The sequence below is a fragment of the Citrobacter sp. Cpo065 genome (genome assembly GCF_030332805.1).
GTDB classification, from domain to species: domain Bacteria; phylum Pseudomonadota; class Gammaproteobacteria; order Enterobacterales; family Enterobacteriaceae; genus Citrobacter; species Citrobacter portucalensis.
Genome location: NZ_JAOWHC010000034.1, coordinates 375096 through 396025, shown reverse-complemented (window position 1 = coordinate 396025; position 20930 = coordinate 375096). Strand labels below are relative to the sequence as shown.

General features: G+C 52.2%; 19 protein-coding genes and 1 pseudogene. 6 read left to right on the top strand and 14 right to left on the bottom strand.

Annotation, left to right across the window (positions count from 1 at the left end; all coding sequences use genetic code 11):
- The 3 genes from OGY68_RS18030 to yddG all read right to left on the bottom strand — a co-directional run bounded on the left by OGY68_RS18030 (position 1) and on the right by yddG (position 2955).
- A complete protein-coding gene (locus OGY68_RS18030; protein ID WP_008784802.1) occupies positions 1–441 on the bottom strand; it encodes a GFA family protein in 441 nt (146 codons plus the stop codon).
- A gap of 83 nt (positions 442–524) precedes the next feature.
- Positions 525–1613 carry a porin OmpD gene (ompD, locus tag OGY68_RS18025; RefSeq protein ID WP_057068231.1) on the bottom strand — a complete coding sequence of 363 codons (1089 nt, stop codon included), beginning with the start codon at positions 1611–1613 and terminating at the stop codon, positions 525–527.
- 460 nt (positions 1614–2073) lie between these two features.
- The gene (gene yddG, locus OGY68_RS18020) at positions 2074–2955 is read right to left on the bottom strand and encodes an aromatic amino acid efflux DMT transporter YddG (protein ID WP_286617306.1); all 882 of its coding nucleotides are present in this window, start codon (positions 2953–2955) and stop codon (positions 2074–2076) included.
- A gap of 288 nt (positions 2956–3243) precedes the next feature.
- On the opposite strand from yddG, the gene fdnG reads away from it, so the two are divergent.
- The 4 genes and pseudogenes from fdnG to OGY68_RS18000 all read left to right on the top strand — a co-directional run.
- Positions 3244–6291: a formate dehydrogenase-N subunit alpha gene (gene fdnG / locus OGY68_RS18015; protein WP_141711928.1), complete on the top strand. Its 3048-nt coding sequence runs from the start codon at positions 3244–3246 to the stop codon at positions 6289–6291.
- Between the two features lie 13 nt (positions 6292–6304).
- Positions 6305–7189, top strand: a complete 885-nt coding sequence (gene fdnH, locus OGY68_RS18010; RefSeq protein WP_003833024.1) for a formate dehydrogenase N subunit beta — start codon at positions 6305–6307, stop codon at positions 7187–7189.
- Positions 7182–7838, top strand: coding sequence for a formate dehydrogenase-N subunit gamma (fdnI, locus tag OGY68_RS18005; protein WP_003020054.1), 657 nt, complete (start codon positions 7182–7184; stop codon positions 7836–7838). The genes fdnH and fdnI overlap by 8 nt, the downstream gene beginning before the upstream one ends.
- Positions 7839–7967: 129 nt before the next feature.
- A pseudogene (locus OGY68_RS18000) lies at positions 7968–8568 on the top strand (inorganic diphosphatase); the annotation flags it as partial.
- A gap of 41 nt (positions 8569–8609) precedes the next feature.
- Here OGY68_RS18000 and OGY68_RS17995 read toward each other — a convergent pair.
- The 5 genes from OGY68_RS17995 to sra all read right to left on the bottom strand — a co-directional run bounded on the left by OGY68_RS17995 (position 8610) and on the right by sra (position 13435).
- Positions 8610–8894, bottom strand: a complete 285-nt coding sequence (locus tag OGY68_RS17995; RefSeq protein ID WP_003833018.1) for a HigA family addiction module antitoxin — start codon at positions 8892–8894, stop codon at positions 8610–8612.
- Positions 8894–9172 (bottom strand): type II toxin-antitoxin system RelE/ParE family toxin, encoded by a 279-nt coding sequence (locus OGY68_RS17990; protein ID WP_003833016.1) that lies wholly within the window; start codon positions 9170–9172, stop codon positions 8894–8896. The genes OGY68_RS17995 and OGY68_RS17990 overlap by 1 nt, the downstream gene beginning before the upstream one ends.
- Before the next feature lie 220 nt (positions 9173–9392).
- Positions 9393–11108, bottom strand: coding sequence for an ABC-F family ATP-binding cassette domain-containing protein (locus tag OGY68_RS17985; protein ID WP_057067738.1), 1716 nt, complete (start codon positions 11106–11108; stop codon positions 9393–9395).
- A 309-nt stretch (positions 11109–11417) separates the two neighbouring features.
- Entirely contained in the window at positions 11418–13115 is a 1698-nt protein-coding gene (maeA, locus tag OGY68_RS17980) for a malate dehydrogenase (RefSeq protein WP_003833011.1), read from the bottom strand.
- 179 nt (positions 13116–13294) lie between these two features.
- Positions 13295–13435, bottom strand: a complete 141-nt coding sequence (gene sra / locus OGY68_RS17975) for a stationary-phase-induced ribosome-associated protein (protein ID WP_003833009.1) — start codon at positions 13433–13435, stop codon at positions 13295–13297.
- 227 nt (positions 13436–13662) lie between these two features.
- Here sra and OGY68_RS17970 point away from each other — a divergent pair, with 227 nt between their 5' ends.
- Complete coding sequence (locus OGY68_RS17970; protein WP_005126807.1) at positions 13663–14094, top strand: OsmC family protein; 432 nt, start codon at positions 13663–13665, stop codon at positions 14092–14094.
- Between the two features lie 84 nt (positions 14095–14178).
- Here OGY68_RS17970 and OGY68_RS17965 read toward each other — a convergent pair whose 3' ends face one another.
- Genes OGY68_RS17965 through OGY68_RS17940 form a run of 6 tightly spaced genes read right to left on the bottom strand, consistent with a single transcriptional unit; the run spans position 14179 to position 19887 of the window.
- Entirely contained in the window at positions 14179–14949 is a 771-nt protein-coding gene (locus OGY68_RS17965) for a 3-hydroxybutyrate dehydrogenase (RefSeq protein WP_057067741.1), read from the bottom strand.
- A gap of 11 nt (positions 14950–14960) precedes the next feature.
- Complete coding sequence (locus OGY68_RS17960; protein ID WP_196776256.1) at positions 14961–16355, bottom strand: GntP family permease; 1395 nt, start codon at positions 16353–16355, stop codon at positions 14961–14963.
- Between the two features lie 37 nt (positions 16356–16392).
- A complete protein-coding gene (locus tag OGY68_RS17955) occupies positions 16393–17316 on the bottom strand; it encodes a 3-hydroxyacyl-CoA dehydrogenase family protein (protein WP_057067743.1) in 924 nt (307 codons plus the stop codon).
- Positions 17306–18511, bottom strand: a complete 1206-nt coding sequence (locus tag OGY68_RS17950) for an acetyl-CoA C-acetyltransferase (protein ID WP_057067744.1) — start codon at positions 18509–18511, stop codon at positions 17306–17308. Before OGY68_RS17950 ends, OGY68_RS17955 begins: the two co-directional genes overlap by 11 nt.
- 10 nt (positions 18512–18521) lie before the next feature.
- Entirely contained in the window at positions 18522–19178 is a 657-nt protein-coding gene (locus OGY68_RS17945; RefSeq protein ID WP_032943469.1) for a CoA transferase subunit B, read from the bottom strand.
- A gap of 1 nt (position 19179) precedes the next feature.
- On the bottom strand, positions 19180–19887 hold the full coding sequence (locus OGY68_RS17940; protein WP_003020020.1) for a CoA transferase subunit A: 708 nt from the start codon (positions 19885–19887) through the stop codon (positions 19180–19182).
- 142 nt (positions 19888–20029) lie between these two features.
- Here OGY68_RS17940 and OGY68_RS17935 point away from each other — a divergent pair, with 142 nt between their 5' ends.
- A complete protein-coding gene (locus OGY68_RS17935; protein ID WP_003020016.1) occupies positions 20030–20920 on the top strand; it encodes a LysR family transcriptional regulator in 891 nt (296 codons plus the stop codon).
- The last annotated feature ends 10 nt before the right edge of the window (positions 20921–20930 follow it).

Below are 20930 nucleotides of genomic sequence, written 5' to 3'. Positions count from 1 at the left end.
CTAGTGAGCTAAATGACAGGGGTAATCCATCTCTTCGACTTCTTTCCCACTCAGTCGAGCGTATTGCCCCGTCAGTCTCCAGAACGCAGGTTGCGTTTCCGTATAGATCTCTGCCGCTAATATCAGGCGGCGGCGATCTACCTCATTAAGTTCCAGAAGTGTCCATGGAATAAAGTAGCGATCGCTGTCCGTCAACGTAAACCACAGTGGGCATCCGCAGCCGGAACAGAAGAACCGTTCACCACGATTTGAAGAAGGAAAGTGCGAAGGTTCTGCCGATTCTGGCGACATCAGCGGGTGAGTGCTGGCTTCCAGATACATGGCGATGCCGCCTGACCATTTCTGACACAGCGTACAGTGGCAGGCATAGACATCCAGCATTTCGACGTCAACGGTAAAATGACTCTGTCCGCAAAGACAACGACCAGTGAATGTCTGCACGGCATACTCCTTATGACCGAGTCTACATTAAGAGAAAAAGCCAGCCCTTGAAGGACTGGCTTTGTATTCAGACTACAACAAAATTAGAACTGGTAGTTCAGACCAACAGCCACGATGTTGTCAGTGCTGATGTTCGCGCCAGCTTTGCTAGTGAATTCATTGTCATCCAGCAGGTTGATTTTGTAATCAACGAAGGTAGACATGTTTTTGTTGAAGTAGTAAGTAGCACCCAGGTCTACGTATTCAACCAGATCCTGGTCGCCGTAACCGTTGATGTCTTTACCTTTGGATTTCAGGTAAGCGATGGACGGACGCAGACCGAAGTCGAACTGATACTGAGCAACAGCTTCAAAGTTCTGAGTTTTGTTAGCGATGTTATTAGCATCACCAAACACGGTCATGTTGCGGGTTTCGGAGTAAGTGGTCGCCAGGTAGATGTTGTTCGCATCATATTTCAGACCAGCAGCCCATACTTCAGCGTTTTTACCGCGAGCGTTCAGATCACCTACACGGTTTACCTGAGAATCAGTACGGTCAGATTTCGCATAGGTAGCACCTACGCCAAAGCCTTCGTATTCATAAGTGGTAGACAGACCGAAGCCGTCACCATTAGCTTCATTTGGCTTACGGCTGTCTTCGTTTTTGCCCTGGTACTGAGCAGCAAAGTTCAGACCTTCAACCAGACCGAAGAAGTCGGTGTTACGGTAGGTTGCAACGCCAGTAGTACGGCCAGTCATGAATACGTCAGTCTGGGTCCAGGTATCGCCACCGAATTCTGGCAGAACGTCGGTCCATGCGCCGATGTCGTATGCTACGCCGTAGTTACGACCGTAGTCGAAAGAACCGTATTCAGCGAATTTCAGACCAGCGAATGCCAGACGAGTTTTATCTTTGTCGGAACCACCGGTGGATTCAGTACGGTTACCTTTGAATTCATATTCCCACTGACCGAAACCAACCAGTTGGTCATTGATCTGAGTTTCGCCTTTGAAGCCCAGGCGCGCGTAGGTTTTGTCGCCATCGCTGCCGTTGTCGTCAGAGAAGTAATGCTGAGCGTGAACTTTACCGTAGATATCCAGTTTGTTTGCGTCTTTGTTATATACCTCAGCTGCGTTTACCGCACCTGCCGCCAACAGGCTAGTCACTGCCACTGCAACTAATTTAAGTTTCATTCTAAATAATCCTTATAATTTTTTCTTGGTGTGTTTCCTAAACCATTGCTAAACGAAGGGGTTCGTCAATGGCAAACTATTTTTAAATGACGCAGTGGTATAAGTTCAATAATAAGTTTCATAATATTGCGAAATATTTGAATTTGTGTGATCCAGATCTACATAATATAGCTGATTGTATTAATCTTTATATGTGACAAATCTGAATGGGTATATTTACGTAGGGGACTATTGTGCCGTCTATGGTTTAAATGGCGTTAGTCACGCAGGTATAATATATACATACTGAGGAATATAGATAAGCATGCAATATTTTCGGGAGTTAATTAATTACCAATTACTTAACATTAAATTAAACAAAAATAAACATAAGCCACAAGTGGAATGAACATTTATTATTCATTAATTTGATTACAGTGTAGCCGGGTTTTAGATTTGCGCGATAAAACCCGGATTTTTTTCAGGCGCGGCGTGTTGCCAACCAGCAAAGTAGCGAACCCGCACAAAGCATCAATGCACCCTGCCAGAAAGATAGCGACAACGGGGCGCTGAGTAACACAGCAGCCAGAGCGGAGGATAGCACTGGGGTAAAATAGGAACCTACGGCCATGATGGTCACGTTGCCATGCAAAATGCCAATATTCCACGCCGCATAGGCAAATCCTAACGTTAATGCCGCCGAGAACATTTTAATACTCACCGAAGTGCTGAAAATCATTTCTGGTTGCGGAGTCATAAAATAGTAAACCCACAAACTTGCAGCCGTTAGTAAAACGAATACGGTAATACCGTTAAAGCCTTTTGCGTATTTATTGGTCACCGTGCAATACGTTGCCCAGATAAATGCGCCAAGAAAGGCGAGAAAATAGCTCAGCGGGCTGCTGGCAACGTTGTTTATAATTTCACCAGGATTAAGGCCATTTTCGCCACCCAATACCCAACAAACCCCGGTCAGTGCGATAATTAATCCAGGGATCACCAGCCAGGTTGTTTTTTGACCATTAAATAAAATAGCAAACAATATCGTCAGACTCGGCCAGAGATAATTGACCATACCGACTTCAATAGCCTGGTGACGAGTAGCCGCATAACCGAGAGCCAGCGCTAAACATATTTCATAGGTAACAAAAAGCACGCTACCCGCGATTAAATAACGCACAGGAATTTTTCTGATATTCGGAAAGCCAACGGTAAAAATCAGCAACAGGCCACTTAACGAAAAAATCATTGCTGCGCCACCTGCAGGACCCAGTCCTTCACTTACCCCACGCATTAGCCCGACCATCGTGCTCCAGAGCACGATGGCAATGAGCCCAATTAACGTCGCTTTATGTTTTGTCATTCTGATTGTCTGTCCATAGTGCTGGTAAAAATTTAAGCTGAAATTTATAGCACTTTTACACCGTAGCGCGCTAACTAATTACCTTTTATCTACCCCCTTATAGGTACAAAGGTTAAACAAAGTGCACTATTTAGTAGCGGAACCGTTTCGTTATTGATTTGACGCAAAAAAAATATGGATATAGCTGATAGTTTCGTCGCGAAGTTGTACATGTCATCTTTCAATTATGCCGCGCTGGCGCGATTTGAGAGATGTCCTGTACGAATCCCTGCAAAAAAGAGGAAAGCAATGGACGTCAGCCGCAGACAATTTTTTAAAATCTGCGCGGGCGGTATGGCGGGAACAACAGTAGCTGCTCTGGGTTTTGCACCCAAAATGGCACTGGCTCAGGCGCGAAACTATAAGCTTTTACGCGCCAAAGAGATCCGAAACACCTGCACATACTGTTCCGTAGGTTGCGGGCTATTAATGTATAGCCTGGGAGATGGAGCAAAAAACGCCAAAGAGTCGATTTACCATATTGAAGGGGATCCGGATCATCCGGTGAGCCGTGGGGCATTATGTCCTAAGGGCGCAGGATTACTGGATTACGTGCACAGTGAAAACCGTCTGCGTTACCCGGAATACCGTGCACCAGGTTCCGACAAATGGCAGCGTATCAGCTGGGATGAAGCATTCACCCGTATCGCGAAGCTGATGAAAACTGACCGTGACGCCAACTTTATTGAGAAGAATGAGCAGGGCGTAACGGTAAACCGCTGGCTTTCAACCGGGATGCTGTGTGCATCTGCGGCAAGTAATGAAACCGGCATGCTGACGCAAAAATTTGTGCGCTCACTCGGCATGCTGGCAGTAGACAACCAGGCGCGCGTCTGACACGGACCAACGGTAGCAAGTCTTGCTCCAACATTTGGTCGCGGTGCGATGACCAACCACTGGGTTGATATTAAAAACGCTAACGTCGTGATGGTGATGGGCGGTAACGCCGCTGAAGCACATCCGGTGGGATTCCGCTGGGCGATGGAAGCTAAAAACAACAATGATGCCACGCTGATTGTTGTTGACCCTCGTTTTACACGTACAGCTTCGGTGGCGGATATCTATGCGCCAATTCGTTCCGGCACGGACATTACGTTCCTGTCCGGCGTCTTGCTGTACCTGATTGAAAACAACAAAATTAACGCTGAATACGTTAAGCATTACACCAACGCCAGCCTGCTGGTGCGGGATGACTATGCTTTTGAAGACGGTCTGTTCAGCGGGTATGACGCGAAAAAACGCCAATACGATAAATCGTCCTGGAACTACCAGTTCGATGAAAACGGCTACGCGAAACGCGATGAAACGTTAAGCCATCCTCGCTGTGTCTGGAACCTGCTAAAACAGCACGTTTCCCGCTACACGCCGGATGTGGTGGAAAACATTTGTGGTACGCCGAAAGAAGACTTCCTGAAAGTCTGCGAAGTGCTGGCTTCCACCAGTGCAGCCGATCGCACCACCACGTTCCTGTACGCGCTGGGTTGGACTCAACATACCGTCGGGGCACAGAACATCCGCACCATGGCGATGATCCAGTTGCTGCTCGGCAACATGGGGATGGCAGGTGGCGGTGTCAACGCCTTGCGCGGCCACTCCAACATTCAAGGGTTAACCGACTTAGGTCTGCTCTCTACCAGCCTGCCGGGCTACCTGACGCTGCCGTCAGAGAAACAGACAGACCTGCAAACCTATCTGGCCGCAAACACGCCAAAAGCGACATTGGCAGATCAGGTTAACTACTGGGGCAACTATCCGAAGTTCTTCGTCAGCCTGATGAAATCTTTCTACGGCAATGCAGCGCAGAAAGAAAATGACTGGGGCTTTGAGTGGCTGCCGAAGTGGGATCAGTCCTACGACGTCATTAAATACTTCAACATGATGGATAGCGGGAAAGTCACCGGCTACATCTGTCAGGGCTTTAACCCTGTTGCGTCCTTCCCGGACAAAAACAAAGTGGTGCAGAGCCTCAGCAAACTGAAGTATCTGGTGGTTATCGATCCGCTGGTGACCGAAACTTCAACGTTCTGGCAGAACCACGGTGAATCAAACGACGTTAACCCGGCGTCGATTCAAACCGAAGTTTTCCGTTTGCCTTCTACCTGCTTTGCAGAAGAAGACGGTTCCATCGCCAACTCCGGCCGCTGGCTGCAGTGGCACTGGAAAGGTCAGGACGCACCGGGTGAAGCCCGCAACGACGGCGAAATCCTGGCCGGTATTTACCACCGTCTGCGCGACATGTATCGCACTGAAGGCGGTAAAGCTGTAGAACCCGTTCTGAAAATGAGCTGGAACTATAAGCAGCCGGACGAACCGCACTCCGAAGAAGTGGCGAAAGAGAACAACGGCTATGCGCTGGAAGATCTCTATGATGCCAACGGCGTGCTGGTTGCGAAGAAAGGTCAGTTGCTCAACAGCTTTGCGCTGCTGCGCGATGATGGTTCTACGTCATCATCCTGCTGGATTTATACCGGCAGCTGGACCGAGCAGGGCAACCAGATGGCCAATCGCGATAACGCCGACCCGTCAGGCCTCGGTAATACGCTGGGCTGGGCCTGGGCATGGCCGCTGAACCGTCGCGTGCTGTATAACCGCGCTTCGGCGGATCCGCAGGGTAAACCGTGGGATCCAAAACGCATGCTTATCCAGTGGAACGGTACGAAGTGGACGGGGAACGATATCCCTGACTTCAATACCGCAGCACCGGGCAGTGGCACCAATCCGTTTATCATGCAGCCGGAAGGGCTGGGGCGTCTGTTTGCTATCGATAAGATGGCGGAAGGTCCGTTCCCGGAACACTACGAGCCGATGGAAACGCCGCTTGGCACTAACCCGCTGCACCCGAATGTGATCTCCAACCCGGCAGCGCGTCTGTACGAGGCGGATAAACTTCGTATGGGCACGAAACAGGACTTCCCGTACGTCGGGACGACCTATCGTCTGACCGAACATTTCCATACCTGGACCAAGCACGCATTGTTGAATGCGATTGCCCAGCCAGAGCAGTTTGTGGAAATCAGCGAAACGGTGGCGGCAGCGAAGGGGATCAACAACGGCGATCACGTGAAAGTCAGCAGCAAACGTGGATTTATTCGCGCAGTTGCCGTGGTCACTCGTCGTCTGCGTACCCTGAACGTCAACGGTCAGCAGGTAGAAACGGTTGGGATCCCAATCCACTGGGGCTTTGAAGGAGTCGCGCGTAAAGGCTTTATCGCCAACACCCTGACGCCGAATGTCGGTGATGCAAACTCGCAAACGCCGGAATACAAAGCGTTTTTAGTTAACATCGAGAAGGCGTAAGGGAGGCGAACATATGTCTATGGAAACGCAGGACATCATCAAACGGTCCGCAACAAACTCCATCACGCCGCCACCTCAGGCTCGTGATTACAAAGCAGAGGTCGCGAAGCTGATCGACGTTTCCACCTGCATAGGCTGTAAGGCCTGTCAGGTGGCATGTTCAGAGTGGAACGATATCCGCGATGAAGTCGGCCACTGCGTCGGGGTTTATGACAACCCCGCCGATCTCAGTGCCAAGTCCTGGACGGTGATGCGATTTACCGAAACCGAACAGAACGGCAAGCTGGAGTGGTTGATTCGTAAAGACGGCTGTATGCACTGTGAAGATCCGGGCTGCCTGAAGGCGTGCCCGTCTGCCGGGGCCATCATCCAGTACGCCAACGGGATTGTCGATTTCCAGTCAGAGCACTGCATTGGCTGCGGCTACTGTATTGCCGGGTGTCCATTTAATATTCCGCGCCTCAATAAAGAGGATAACCGCGTGTATAAATGTACGCTGTGTGTGGACCGCGTCAGCGTCGGGCAGGAACCTGCCTGCGTGAAAACGTGTCCGACCGGGGCAATACATTTCGGCACCAAGCAGGAAATGCTGGAAATGGGCGAACAGCGTGTGGCAAAACTGAAAGCTCGCGGTTTTGAACATGCCGGTCTCTACAACCCGGAAGGTGTGGGCGGCACGCACGTCATGTACGTTCTGCATCATGCCAACCAGCCTGAACTGTATCACGGTCTGCCAAAAGACCCGCAGATAGATACCTCTATCAATCTGTGGAAAGGGGCGCTGAAGCCGCTGGCCGCTGCCGGATTTATCGCCACCTTCGCCGGACTGATTTACCACTACATTGGTATTGGTCCGAATAAGGAAGTGGACGACGACGAGGAGGATCATCATGAGTAAGTCGAAAATGATTGTGCGCACGAAATTTATCGACCGCGCCTGTCACTGGACGGTGGTGATCTGCTTCTTCCTGGTAGCGCTGTCGGGGATTTCATTTTTCTTCCCGACTCTGCAATGGCTGACGCAAACCTTCGGTACGCCGCAAATGGGACGCATTTTGCACCCGTTCTTCGGCATACTGATCTTCGTGGCGCTGATGTTCATGTTTGTACGCTTTGTGCACCACAACATCCCGGATAAGAAAGATATTCCGTGGCTGAAAAACATTGTGGAAGTACTGAAAGGCAATGAACACAAAGTGGCGGATGTGGGCAAATACAACGCCGGGCAGAAAATGATGTTCTGGTCGATTATGAGCATGATTTTCGTGCTGCTGATTACCGGTATCATTATCTGGCGTCCGTACTTTGCGCAGTTCTTCCCGATGCAGGTCGTGCGCTATAGCCTGCTGATCCATGCGGCTGCGGGGATTATCCTGATGCACGCCATCCTCATCCATATGTATATGGCATTCTGGGTGAAAGGATCGATTAAAGGTATGGTCGAAGGGAAAGTGAGCCGTCGTTGGGCGAAGAAACATCACCCACGTTGGTATCGCGAAGTTGAAAGACAAGAAGCGAAAAAAGAGAGCGAGGAGGGGGTTAACTAATCCCTGATGTTCCCTCTACGCAATGGCGCTACATCAGTAGCGCCATTTTTTTGCCAAAAAAACGTCATGTTTCTGTCATCTGCTGAACGTAAGGTGTTGTCTTTCCGATAATAGAAGAGTTAAAAGACAATGCATCTGGTGAAAAAATTACTCGCAGTCAGCGTGTTTCTTTGTGCTTCAGCTCAGGCGCAAAACATCCTCGAATTTCATCAGCCGGAGAACAACCCGGAAGAGTTTTATGCCGTAACCGAAATTCCGGCAGGTGGAATGATTAAATATGAAACCGACGCCAAAACCGGTTTTATCGTTGCCGATCGCTTCCAGTCAATGCCGGTTGCCTATCCCGCCAACTACGGTTCACTCACCCAGTCTTTAGCCGGTGACGGTGACCCGCTGGACGTCATTTTTTATACCCGTGCGCCGCTTGCTCCGGGAACGTTGATTAAGCTGCGCGCTATTGGCGTACTGAAGATGATCGACGGCGGTGAAAAGGACGACAAAATTGTCGCCGTTCCGGCCAGTAAAATTGACCCCACTTATGACGACATCAAAGAGTTAAGCGATCTGCCCAAGATTGAAGTTCAACGTCTGGAATCTTTCTTCCGCGTGTACAAAGATCTGCCGGAAGGGCGCAAGAAGGTCGAATTAAACGGTTTCAATGACGCCGCTACGGCAAAGCAAGAGATCAAACAGGCCTGGGATGCCTGGAAAGAGAAAAAACCGCAGCAATAAATGGTATGCCGGATGACAAAAGTTTATCCGGCATTTATATCACTGTACCGCCAGCTTACGCAGACGTGAAATATCCACGCTTTTTTGGGCCTCTGCCAGACTCCAGGTATTTTGCAGGTTTAACCACATTTCGGGTGAACTGCCAATCACTACGGAGAGTTTAATCGCCATCTCAGGCGTCAGAGCCGCTTTCCCGGTTAATAGTCGACTTGCCGTTGACGGTGCAATCTCCATAGCTCTGGCAAACTCGCGCAGGCTGACATTGAGTTCTTCCAGCGCTTCCTGAATGATATCCCCAGGACGGGGATGATTTGCCATCTTCATCAATGATAGTCCTCGTAATCCAGTATGTACGCGTCGCCATTGACGAATTCAAACGTAATACGCCAGTTACCTGAAACAGAAATTGCCCATATGCCGTCGCGTTCACCCACCAGAGGATGTAGCTTATAACCGGGCATATTGATATCTGTAACCTTGCTTGCCGCATCAATAACGGCAAGTCTGTGTCGTAATCGTCGGACATGTTTCGCCATAACGCCTGATGTTCGTCCATGAAGAAACAAATCGCGCAATCCCTTGTGCCTGAAGTTCATGATCATCCGTATCATCCTTGTTCCTTCAAGAGGAACACTACCATCAATGTTCCGTTGAACGCAACACCAAGATTGCGATATTTAAAATTGTGCGGCGAATGTGCAAAAAGAAAAAGGGAGAAGGGGAATAACTGGAAAGCGTCACGCAAGAATTGCCGGATGGCTGGCCTACACGCGCATTTTGCTGATGTAGGCCGGATAAGCTTGCGCCATCCGGCAATAAAGATTACTCCAGTTGTGCGTTCAGACGTTCAATCTCCTTGCGCCATTGCGCCTGTAACAACGGTTTTTGATGTTTCGGCTTGCGGGCGAGATCGTCGGCCAGACGCTGCTCAAGATCGAGAAGTTGTTCCAGCAATCTATCGCTGTCACCGCTTATTTCAGTTTTCGCTTCGACCGCCGTTTTGGGAACGGTTATCTCCGCGGACGTTTCCCGAATACGCGCATTGACCGCCTCCAGATCGTGCCATTCACTGAGTTCGCCATTGTCGATTAACCAGAACCGGTTGCAGCTTTGGCTGATAAGCTGCCGGTCGTGACTGACCAGCAACACGCCGCCGTTATAGCTTTGTAGCGTTTCTGCCAGCGCCTCTTTGCCTTCCATATCCAGATGGTTGGTCGGTTCATCGAGCATCAGCAGACTGTAGCGCGCAAGCGTCAGCCCAACAAACAGTAACCGGGAGCGCTCACCGCCGCTTAACGTGCTGACTCGCTGCGCATGACGAACCCACGGAAATCCCGCGCTAATCAGCGCCATCTTGCGAATCTCTGGCTGCGGGGCAAACGCTTCCAGCGCATCAAACAATGAATCGTTATCGGCAAGCTGATGCAGCGTCTGGTCGTAATAACCCAGGGTAACGCGCGGGTGTAACACCAGTGAAGGTGATGCCAGCTGTGACTGAAACTGTTGCCAGATAAGCCTTAACAGCGATGATTTCCCGCAACCGTTACGCCCGACAATCGCCACGCGATCGCCGCTTTTTAACCGGATACCGGCAATGGAAAACAGTGTATCTGCACCGGGAGCAGGGGCTACAGACAGATTGGTCATCTCCAGCAAACGATCTGCACGCAGGGCATCACCCTGCAATGTTAGTGTCCACTGACTTCCTGACGTTACTTCTGTTTGCACCTCTTTCAGGCGCTGTACCTGTTTTTCCATCTGCTTGGCCTTGCGGGAGAGATCTTCGTTGTCGTAGACCCGCCCCCAGGTTGCCAGCCGTTTGGCGCTGGCAGTCACCCGGTCTATCTCTTTTTGCTCAGCCTTGTGGCGCAGAGCATCGCTGACATCTCTTTCTGCCAGAGCCTGACACGCTGCACTACAGGGTAGATCAAACGCATGGAGGGTGCGATCGCGCAAGATCCAGGTTCCGTGAGTCACCGCGTCCAGCAGCTGCGGGTCGTGGGAAACCACCACAAAACTACCAGACCAGTTCTGTAAGAACTGCTCAAGCCACAGTAATGTAGGCAAATCCAGGTGGTTACCCGGCTCATCCAGCAGCAGCAGGTCAGGATTACGCATCAGCGCCCGCGCTAATAGCAAGCGCGTGTGCTGGCCACCGCTCAACGTTTGCGCTGTAAGAGATAAATTCTCTGGCGTAAAACCCATTTCGGCAAGCAGTGCTTCAACCCGCCACTGCTGAGCTGCGCGTTCATGCTCGGGAAGTTGAGCAAGAACGGCTTCCTGCAGCGTAAGAGGCAGTATATCGTCAGGTAGATGTTGTTCTACACGCGCGAGATGGCAGTGATTCGCCTGCGCGATTGCCCCACTGGTGGGCGAGATCGTGCCATCGAGCAGTTTTAACAGTGTGCTTTTGCCGCAGCCGTTGTAACCGATAAGCCCGATGCGGTCGCCTTTTTTCAGGGTAAAGGAAAGATCGTCGAATAGCGTGCCGAATGCCGTATCAACGTGTAAGGATTGTGCGGTTAGTAATGTGCTCATTGTTGCTTACTCAAGAGTTACAGGCGTGAAAACGCCTCGTCAAACATCGCTGACGATAACCCGGTAAGCCCGAGAGAAGGGGATTTAGAAGTTAGCTTCGCTCAAGCAGAAGTTATCGCAGCACGATACCGATAACGCTTGAGCACTGGCGATCGCCAAAAGCATGTGAAACGATAAAACGTTCACAGTACAGCATAAGTATCCTCCTTTTGTTTTTCAGAATGTTAATCGGTGGTGAAAGTGTAATCGTAAGTTACGCAAAAGCGCAAGTGTTGAACGCCCGGCAGCAGTGTGCCGCCGGGCAAACCGTCAAATAGAGGTACGACGGTAGTCGCGATATTCTGCCTGCCAGAAATTATCGTCAATCGCCTGTTGCAGCGCTTCGGCGGAGGTTTTCACTGCCACACCTTGCTGCTGAGCCATTTTACCGACGGCAAAAGCAATGGCGCGAGAAACGGTCTGAATATCTTTCAGTTCCGGTAGCACCAGACCTTCACCGTTGAGCACCAGCGGTGAATACTGCGCCAGCGTTTCACTCGCCGACATCAGCATTTCATCAGTGATGCGCGACGCGCCAGACGCAATCACACCCAGGCCGATACCCGGGAAGATATAGGCGTTGTTACACTGGGCGATTGGGTAAATTTTATCTTTCCACAGTACCGGTGCGAATGGACTACCGGTCGCAACCAGCGCGTTACCTTCGGTCCAGGCGATAATATCCTGTGGTGTAGCTTCAACACGGGAAGTGGGGTTAGACAACGGCATGACGATCGGACGCGGACAATGCTTGTGCATTTCGCGGATGATCTCTTCGGTAAACAGGCCGGTTTGTCCGGAAACGCCGATTAGGATATCCGGCTTAACGTTGCGGACCACATCGAGCAACGACAGCACATCTTCTTGGGTATCCCAATGCTGGAGATTTTCGCGTTTTTGCACCAGTTTGGTCTGGAAGGAGAGCAGGTTCGGCATTTTGTCTGTTAACAGGCCGAAGCGGTCGACCATGAATACGCGTTGACGCGCCGCTTCTTCGCTTAAACCTTCACGCTGGATCTGCGCAATGATCTGCTCGGCGATCCCGCAACCGGCGGAACCTGCGCCGAGGAAGACGATGTTCTGTTCGCTCAACTGGCTACCGGCCGCGCGGCTAGCCGCAATCAGCGTACCGACAGTAACCGCCGCGGTGCCCTGAATATCGTCGTTAAACGAGCAAATTTCATCACGATAACGGGTCAGCAGTGGCATAGCGTTTTTCTGGGCGAAATCTTCAAACTGCAACAGCACGTCCGGCCAGCGATGCTTCACGGCCTGGATGAATTCATCAACGAATTCGTAGTATTCATCATCAGTGATACGCGGATTGCGCCAGCCCATATACAGCGGATCGTTCAGCAGTTGCTGGTTGTTGGTCCCCACGTCCAGTACCACCGGAAGAGTATAGGCCGGGCTAATTCCGCCACATGCGGTATACAGCGACAGTTTACCGATTGGAATGCCCATCCCGCCGATCCCCTGATCGCCAAGACCTAAAATACGTTCGCCATCGGTGACAACGATGACCTTGATATTGTGGTTAGGGACGTTTTGCAGGATATCGTCCATATTGTGGCGGTTCTGATAAGAGATAAACACGCCGCGCGCACGACGATAAATCTCAGAGAAACGCTCACAGGCCGCGCCGACCGTTGGGGTATAGATAACTGGCATCATCTCATCCAGGTGATTATGCACCAGTCGGTAAAACAGGGTTTCGTTGGTGTCCTGGATGTTGCGCAGGTAAATATGTTTGTCGATTTCGGTTTTGAATCCCTGATATTGGATCCAGGCGCGTTCAGCCTGTTCCTCAATCGTCTCGACCACTTCCGGCAGTAACCCCAGCAGGTTGAAGTTACGGCGTTCTTCCACACTGAAGGCGCTCCCTTTATTCAGTAAAGGGAATTCCAGCAGTACCGGGCCAGCGTAGGGGATGTAAAGGGAACGCAGTTTTTTGGTTTCGTTTTCCATGTCACTCACTCTTTTTTGAATAACCGTCCCTGGCGCTCTTTATGATCGTATGTGGCCTGTCCGCCAGGGAAACGGGCGAAGTATAAAGCATTGTGAATGGGTTAAGGGGTTTTATAAGCAAAAACACCACTGCGGTTGCAATGGTGTTTATCTCGTTACTCAGTCAGACGTGCGAAAGGCTACTTGCCGTCAGTGCGGCGCTTTCTTCCAGTAGGATTATTGACCACGTTGGTTTTGTCACCTTCGGTCACGATTTTACGTTGATTTGAGATTTTGTGGTCCAGTCCGAGAATATGACGGGCCTGACGGTTCGATTTCATTCTAACTCCTTAATCCTGTTACTGGTTTCAAGGGCGAGCCCGTATGAGAACGGACGAAATACAACCTGATATAAAGCCGATGTTCAACATAACGGCTTTCTGGATGGTCGGTCATTTTATCTGAAAGGTCAATGCTTAAGCGGCAAATGAGAACTATCCCGTATGTAACATGCTTTTTCTCAGCCGTCCTATACTAGTAACTCCGACGACAACACAGGAGAGCGGCAATGACTATCCATAAGAAAGGTCAGGCACACTGGGAAGGCGACATTAAGCGCGGCAAAGGCACTGTGTCGACCGAAAGTGGCGTGTTGAATCAGCAACCGTATGGGTTTAATACACGATTTGAAGGTGTGAAAGGCACCAATCCTGAAGAATTGATTGGCGCGGCCCATGCTGCCTGCTTCTCGATGGCACTTTCGCTGATGCTGGGCGAAGCAGGGTTTACACCAGATGCCATTGATACCACTGCCGATGTTTCTCTGGATAAAGTAGATGCCGGGTTTGCGATCACTAAAGTCGCGTTGCATAGCCAGGTGAGCGTGCCGGGGATAGACGCCGCCACGTTTGACGGCATCATCCAGAAAGCAAAAGCCGGATGCCCGGTATCACAGGTACTAAACGCGGAAATTACGCTGGATTATCAGCTGAAGTCTTAATCATGGCGCGCCGGATGCGACTGCGTCTTATCCGACCTACGATTGTGCCGGATGTAAGTCAGTCTTATCCGGCACCTGATGATGTTATTGCGCTACCCAACCGCCATCCATATTCCACGCCACGCCACGCACCTGCGCCGCACCGTCTGAACACAGAAATAGTGCCAGCTCACCTAACTGTTCCGGCGTGACGAATTCGCGCGACGGCTGCTTTTCCGCCAGCAGGGCGTCACGCGCAGCCTCAGGCTCTGCGCCTTCGGCAATGCGCTTATCGATCTGCTGCTGAACCAGCGGCGTGAGCACCCAGCCGGGACACAGCGCATTGCTGGTGACACCCGTCTGCGCGGTTTCCAGTGCGATGGTCTTGGTGAATCCCACCACGCCGTGCTTCGCCGCTACGTAGGCAGATTTCTCTTTTGAAGCCACCAGACCGTGAACAGAAGCGATATTAATGATGCGCCCCCAGTTTCGCGCGCGCATACCAGGAAGCGCCAGACGCGTGGTGTGAAAAACGGAAGAGAGATTAATGGCGATAATCGCGTTCCATTTATCAACCGGGAAGGTTTCCACCGGGGATACATACTGGATCCCCGCATTGTTGACCAGAATATCAACGCCGCCGAATTCGCTCTCGGCATAGCGCATCATGTCGACAATTTGCGCTTCATCGCTCAGATCCGCGCCATGATAGCCTGGCGTTTTGCCATATTGGGCAACAGCATCTTTGGCGGCATCCACATCACCAAACCCGTTGAGGATCAGGGTGGCGCCCGCTTGCGCCAGCACCTGTGCGATACCTAATCCGATACCGCTGGTCGAGCCGGTAACCAGGGCGGTTTTTCCCGTTAAGTTCATGATGATTCTCCTTAAACAATTCCGGTGGTGTAGAAGACGCCGATGACAAACAGTACGGCCAGACTTTTAATGACGGTAATAGCAAAAATTCCGCCATACGCCTGACGATGGCTGAGACCGGTGATAGCTAATAAGGTAATGACTGCGCCGTTATGCGGCAGGGTGTCCATACCGCCGCTGGCCATAGACGCCACGCGGTGGAAGACTTCAAGTGGGATATTGGCAGCGTGAGCGGCCGCGATAAAGGTGTCAGACATGGCGGCAAGGGCAATACTCATCCCACCAGACGCCGAACCGGTGATCCCGGCAAGCGTAGTGATACTGATAGCTTCATTGAGCAGCGGGTCAGGAATAGCCGCCAGTGCTTTTGACAGTACAAGGAAACCTGGCAGGGCGGCGATCACTGCGCCAAAACCATACTCTGACGCGGTGTTCATCGCCGCGAGGATCGCGCCGCCAACCGCCGTTCTGCTGCCTTCCGCCAGGCGACCTTTTATGTTGCGGTAGCCGAAGAGCACCACCAGCAGGATCCCAGAAATCAGCGCTGCTTCCACTGCCCAGATAGCGGTGATTTTACCGACTTCGGTGGTAATCGGCTTGGCAAGGCCCGGAAGTTCAAGCTGATGCGTGGCGCCATACCATTGTGGGATCCAGCGGGTAAACAGCAGGTTAAATACCCCAACCAGGATCAGCGGAGAGATCGCGATGATCGGGTTCGGCAGATTAATGTTATCCGGCGTTTCCGGCTCGTTTAACAGTTCAGTCCCATAACCCTCATTCTTAGCCTGTGCTTTACGACGCTGACGTTCGAGATAAACCAGACCAACAACGATGATAAATACGGAACCTATCAAACCCAGCCACGGCGCGGCCCAGGCGTTGGTACCGAAGAAACTGGTCGGAATAATGTTCTGGATCTGCGGTGTGCCTGGCAGGGCATCCATGGTGAAGGAGAAGGCACCCAGCGCAACGGTTGCCGGGATCAGGCGTTTAGGAATATTGCTCTGACGGAACAGTTCAGCCGCGAACGGATACACCGCAAAGGCCACCACAAACAGCGATACGCCGCCGTAGGTCAACAACGCACATACCAGCACAATCACCGGGATGGCATGACGACGACCGAGGATGTTGATAGCGGCGGCAACAATGGAACGTGAAAATCCAGATAACTCGATTAACTTGCCAAACACTGCCCCCAGCAAGAACACCGGGAAGTACAGCTTCACAAAACCGACCATTTTTTCCATAAACAGGCCGGTGAAGGCAGGGCCGACGGCGCTGGGTTCGGTAAGCAATACAGCACCTAATGCTGCGATGGGGGCAAACAGAATGACGCTGTATCCGCGATAGGCTGCGAGCATCAGCAGGCCCAGCGCTGCCAGGGCGATTAATACACTCATCATGACTCCTTATTATTATATTGGGGTACAGAAAGAGACGTTATGGCTTCAGGGCAAATCGCAGCTGATGCTCCCTGCGTTGCTGGATGTATTCCTTGCGCGAATCATCCCAATGATAAAAACCCTGACCACTGCGTACACCGGTATTACCGTTGGCGACCTTGTCAGCGACCAGCGTCATCATGTCGCTGCCGGTTGCCAGTTCCGGGAGCAGATGCCGACAAATGTCCTGCACCGTAGAAAGTCCGGTCATATCAGCAGCCTCCAGCGGACCGACCATTGCATAGCGACGTCCGAGCGAGGCGCGCATCACCTGATCAACCACTTCTGCGCTGGCGATGCCGCTTTTAACGATATGTAGCGCTTCACGCAGCAGAGCAAACTGCAGTCGATTGCCAACAAACCCTGGGGCGGCGCGGTCGAGCACCACGGCCTCAAGTTGCATCGCGATCAGTTGTTGTTGCAATTCATGGAGATACTCTGGCTTTGTTGCGGTGCCAGGTACAATTTCGACCAGCGGAATAAAATGTGGCGGGTGCCAGAAATGGGCGATCAGCAACCGTTCGGGATGGGCGAGTTTTTCTGCCAGCGCATCCGGCGGCAGGCCGCTGGTATTACTGGCAATAACGGCCTCCGGCGCGATCAGCTCTTCCAGTTGCGCATACAGTGCGTGTTTGAGTTCGAGCCGCTCCGGGATCGCTTCAATCAGTAACCGGCATGCGGCAATATCCTGTAGTGAGGTTGTGCCGTGCAGGCGAGCCACGACCGACGTTTTTTCACCAATTGCAAATTGATCGGTGACAATCAGCTCATCCAGAATACCGCCGGCTACGGCGCTTATTTCTGCAATTCGGCTGCTATCGGTATCGTATAACCAGACATCGTAACCAAAACGGGCGAAGTGGGTAGCAATGCCGACACCCATTAACCCCGCGCCCAGAACGCAGATAGGCTTACTTTGCATGAGCTACCCCCTGCGGACGTTCTACCGCCAGCGCCACCCCATGACCACCACCTACGCACAGCGTGGCCAATCCTTTGGCTGCGTTGCTACGCGCCATTTCATGCAGCAGCGTCACCAGAATTCGGCAACCTGATGTGCCTATCGGGTGTCCAAGCGCAATCGCACCGCCGTTCACGTTTACCCGGTTGCTGTCCCAGTTCAGGGATTCACCAACCGCCAGCGCTTGCGCGGCAAAGGCTTCGTTGGCTTCGATAAGATCCACGTCATTTAGCGTCCAGCCAGCACGCTTCAGGCACTGGAGTGACGCTTCTACCGGCCCAATCCCCATAATGGCGGGATCGACGCCAGAAACCGCGTAGCCTGCCACCCGGGCAAGCACCGGCAAATTGAGTTCTGCTGCTTTGGCGGCGCTCATCAACATCACCGCGGCGGCACCATCATTGATGGATGATGCGTTTCCAGCGGTCACCGTGCCGTTACCAGGACGAAACGCGGGCTTGAGCTGCGCCAGCTTTTCGGCCTGAGTATCCGGACGAGGTTGTTCGTCACGATCCACCACACGTGACAGCTTTTTGCCCTGCGGGACGCTAACCGGCGTGATTTCCGCGTTAAAACGACCCGCTTCAATGGCGGCGGCGGCTTTTTGCTGGGAGTGCAGGGCAAAAGTATCTTGCTGCTCACGACTGATTACGAACTTATCCGCCAGATTTTCGGCAGTAATACCCATGTGATAGTCGTTGAACGCATCCCACAGGCCGTCATGCACCACGCTGTCTTTCATACTGGCATGACCCAACCGCAAACCGGCCCGCGCGCCGTCGAGAAAATAGGGCGCATTGCTCATGCTCTCCTGGCCTCCGGCGATCACGATTTGCGCATCGCCACAGCGAATCGCCTGTACCGCCTGATGCACCGCCTTCAAACCTGAGCCACACAGCAGGTTGATGGTTAACGCGGGCGTGGTGACCGGCAGTCCTGCCCGTAACGCCGTTTGTCTGGCTGGATTCTGGCCGCAGCCCGCAGTCAAAACCTGACCTAAGATCACCTCATCGATTTGCTCAGGTGCCACAGCCGTTTTTTCCAGCAGCGAACGGACTACCGCTGTACCTAACTCCACGGCGGAAAGTGGTGCCAGTGCGCCATGAAAACTGCCAATCGGGGTGCGCGTTGCCGCGACAATTACAACATCCTGCATGGTCAGCTCCTCAGCTAAAGTGCATTTCGGGGACAGTTTCGGGAACGATCAGCTTGCCGGCGGTTCTGGCGACAATTTCATCCACGCTGATGCCCGGTGCACGCTCACGCAGAATGAACGCACCGTCGGCAATTTCCAGTAGAGCCAGGTCGGTAAGCACGCGTTTGATGCAGGCCACGCCGGTCAGCGGCAGGGTGCAGGCGGGAAGCAGTTTGGACTCACCGCTTTTGGAAGCATGGGTCATTACCACAATGATATTGTCGGCTCCTGCAACCAGGTCCATCGCGCCGCCCATGCCTTTCACCATTTTTCCGGGGATCATCCATGAGGCGATATTGCCGTTAACATCGACTTCAAACGCACCGAGCACCGTCAGATCAACGTGGCCGCCGCGGATCATGGCGAAGGATTGCGCCGAGTCGAAAATCGCCGCGCCTTTGCGCGCCGTCACTGTCTGTTTCCCGGCGTTGATCATGTCGGCATCAATTTCGTCTTCTGTGGGAAACGGGCCCATACCCAGCAAACCGTTTTCTGATTGCAGCATCACATCCATGCCATCAGGGATGTAATTTGCCACCAGCGTGGGAATGCCGATCCCAAGGTTGACGTAATATCCGTCTCGCAGCTCTCGGGCGACGCGCATCGCCATTTGTTCACGCGTTAACATGTCAGGCTCCTTTCTGGCGCAGGGTGCGTTGTTCAATACGTTTTTCAAACTGCCCCTGAATAATGCGGTTAACGAAAATTCCGGGAGTGTGAATCGCAGCAGGGTCCAGTTCTCCGGGAGGGACAATTTCTTCAACTTCCACGACGGTAATGCGCCCGGCGGCGGCCATCAGCGGATTAAAATTCTGTGCGGTGTGGCGATAGATGACGTTGCCGTACCAGTCGGCTTTCCAGCCTTTAACCAACGCAAAATCACCGGTTATCGCCTGCTCAAGGATGTAAGGGCGTCCGGCAAACTCGCGAACCTCTTTCCCTTCCGCCACGGGGGTTCCATATCCGGTCGCGGTAAAAAATGCCGGGATCCCCGCGCCGCCCGCGCGCAACTGCTCTGCCAGCGTACCCTGTGGCGTCAGGATGGCTTCCAGTTCGCCGCTAAGCACCTGTTTCTCAAACAGGGCGTTTTCCCCCACATAGGACGCGACCACTTTGCGCACCTGACGCGTTTCCAGCAGCACGCCAAGGCCAAAGCCATCCACGCCGCAGTTGTTTGATACAACGGTAAGTCCCTGAACCTCCCGACGGCGTACTTCGGTAATCAGGTTTTCAGGGATCCCACATAGACCAAAACCACCTGCCAGCAGCGTCATGTTGTCGGTCAGTCCTTCCAGCGCCTCTTGATAAGTGGCAACACGTTTATCCAGTCCAGCCATACACTTGCCTCCCCAGTTGTCCTTGCCGACATCATTGGGGGTGAAAAATGATTTGTTAATTTTAAATTTGTGACTCACTCATTGGGTTTTTTTATCAATTTAATGTTAATTAAAGGTATTCAACAAGTTAAAGGAATGCGAAATGGGAATGAGCATCAAACAGTTACGCGCGTTTTTAGCGGTAGCTCACACTCTGAATTTTGCTCATGCCAGCGAAAGACTGAATATGTCGCAACCCGCGTTAAGCCTGGCGATTAAAGGACTGGAAGATTCGCTGGGCGGGGCGTTACTGTTAAGAACAACTCGCAAAGTGACCCTGACGCAGGAGGGAGAAACGCTGCTGAATATGGGGCGACAGCTGCTGGCGGACTGGGAGAATACGGAAGAAGCCATGCGCCAGCGCTTTACGCTGCAGCGCGGTAAAATATCGATCGCCGCCATGCCCTCATTTGCCGCTAACGTCCTGCCATCGGTACTGAAAACATTTCGTGATTCTTATTCCGGTATCAACGTAACGGTTCACGATGTGATCAATGAACACGTGATTGAAATGGTCAGTGAAGGCCGGGTCGAGATGGGCATAGCCTTCGAGCCGGACTATTCGGGACATCTGCATTTCACGCCGCTCGGCGTGGATCGTTTTATCGCGATTGTGCCGCCAACCTGTCGACTGGCAGACAGGGATCGTATAGCGTGGCGCGAACTGCTGACGCTGGATTTTATCACCCTGCAACGCCCGTCCGCCGTGCGGCTGATGCTGGAAGAACAACTGGTGCAAAGCGGACATACGCTGGAAGTAGCGCTGGAGAGCCATCAACTGGTGACCGTTGGCCGTCTGGTGGCTAACGGTCTGGGCGGTAGCGCCGTACCTGCACTATGCCGCACGCAAATGACAGAGTTAGGCGCAACCTGTATCGATCTGGATACGCCGGTGATCCAGCGTCGGATCGGGGTTTTGCGTTCGGCGCATCATAAATTATCTACCGCTTCCGAGGTGCTGGTGGATTCACTGAAAAAGGCGTATCGCACCTGACTTTTCTCAA

Excerpts from the sequence above, each read along its gene's own strand:
- OGY68_RS17945 (WP_032943469.1), bottom strand. The coding sequence starts at position 19,178 with ATGTTAACGCGTGAACAAATGGCGATGCGCGTCGCCCGAGAGCTGCGA.
- maeA (WP_003833011.1), bottom strand. The coding sequence starts at position 13,115 with ATGGAAAACGAAACCAAAAAACTGCGTTCCCTTTACATCCCCTACGCT.
- OGY68_RS17970 (WP_005126807.1), top strand. The coding sequence starts at position 13,663 with ATGACTATCCATAAGAAAGGTCAGGCACACTGGGAAGGCGACATTAAG.
- sra (WP_003833009.1), bottom strand. The coding sequence starts at position 13,435 with ATGAAATCGAACCGTCAGGCCCGTCATATTCTCGGACTGGACCACAAA.
- OGY68_RS17965 (WP_057067741.1), bottom strand. The coding sequence starts at position 14,949 with ATGAACTTAACGGGAAAAACCGCCCTGGTTACCGGCTCGACCAGCGGT.
- OGY68_RS17955 (WP_057067743.1), bottom strand. The coding sequence starts at position 17,316 with ATGCAAAGTAAGCCTATCTGCGTTCTGGGCGCGGGGTTAATGGGTGTC.
- OGY68_RS17995 (WP_003833018.1), bottom strand. The coding sequence starts at position 8,894 with ATGAAGATGGCAAATCATCCCCGTCCTGGGGATATCATTCAGGAAGCG.
- fdnI (WP_003020054.1), top strand. The coding sequence starts at position 7,182 with ATGAGTAAGTCGAAAATGATTGTGCGCACGAAATTTATCGACCGCGCC.
- OGY68_RS17940 (WP_003020020.1), bottom strand. The coding sequence starts at position 19,887 with ATGGCTGGACTGGATAAACGTGTTGCCACTTATCAAGAGGCGCTGGAA.
- ompD (WP_057068231.1), bottom strand. The coding sequence starts at position 1,613 with ATGAAACTTAAATTAGTTGCAGTGGCAGTGACTAGCCTGTTGGCGGCA.
- fdnH (WP_003833024.1), top strand. The coding sequence starts at position 6,305 with ATGTCTATGGAAACGCAGGACATCATCAAACGGTCCGCAACAAACTCC.
- OGY68_RS17935 (WP_003020016.1), top strand. The coding sequence starts at position 20,030 with ATGGGAATGAGCATCAAACAGTTACGCGCGTTTTTAGCGGTAGCTCAC.
- OGY68_RS17960 (WP_196776256.1), bottom strand. The coding sequence starts at position 16,355 with ATGATGAGTGTATTAATCGCCCTGGCAGCGCTGGGCCTGCTGATGCTC.
- OGY68_RS17950 (WP_057067744.1), bottom strand. The coding sequence starts at position 18,511 with ATGCAGGATGTTGTAATTGTCGCGGCAACGCGCACCCCGATTGGCAGT.
- yddG (WP_286617306.1), bottom strand. The coding sequence starts at position 2,955 with ATGACAAAACATAAAGCGACGTTAATTGGGCTCATTGCCATCGTGCTC.
- OGY68_RS17990 (WP_003833016.1), bottom strand. The coding sequence starts at position 9,172 with ATGATCATGAACTTCAGGCACAAGGGATTGCGCGATTTGTTTCTTCAT.
- OGY68_RS17985 (WP_057067738.1), bottom strand. The coding sequence starts at position 11,108 with ATGAGCACATTACTAACCGCACAATCCTTACACGTTGATACGGCATTC.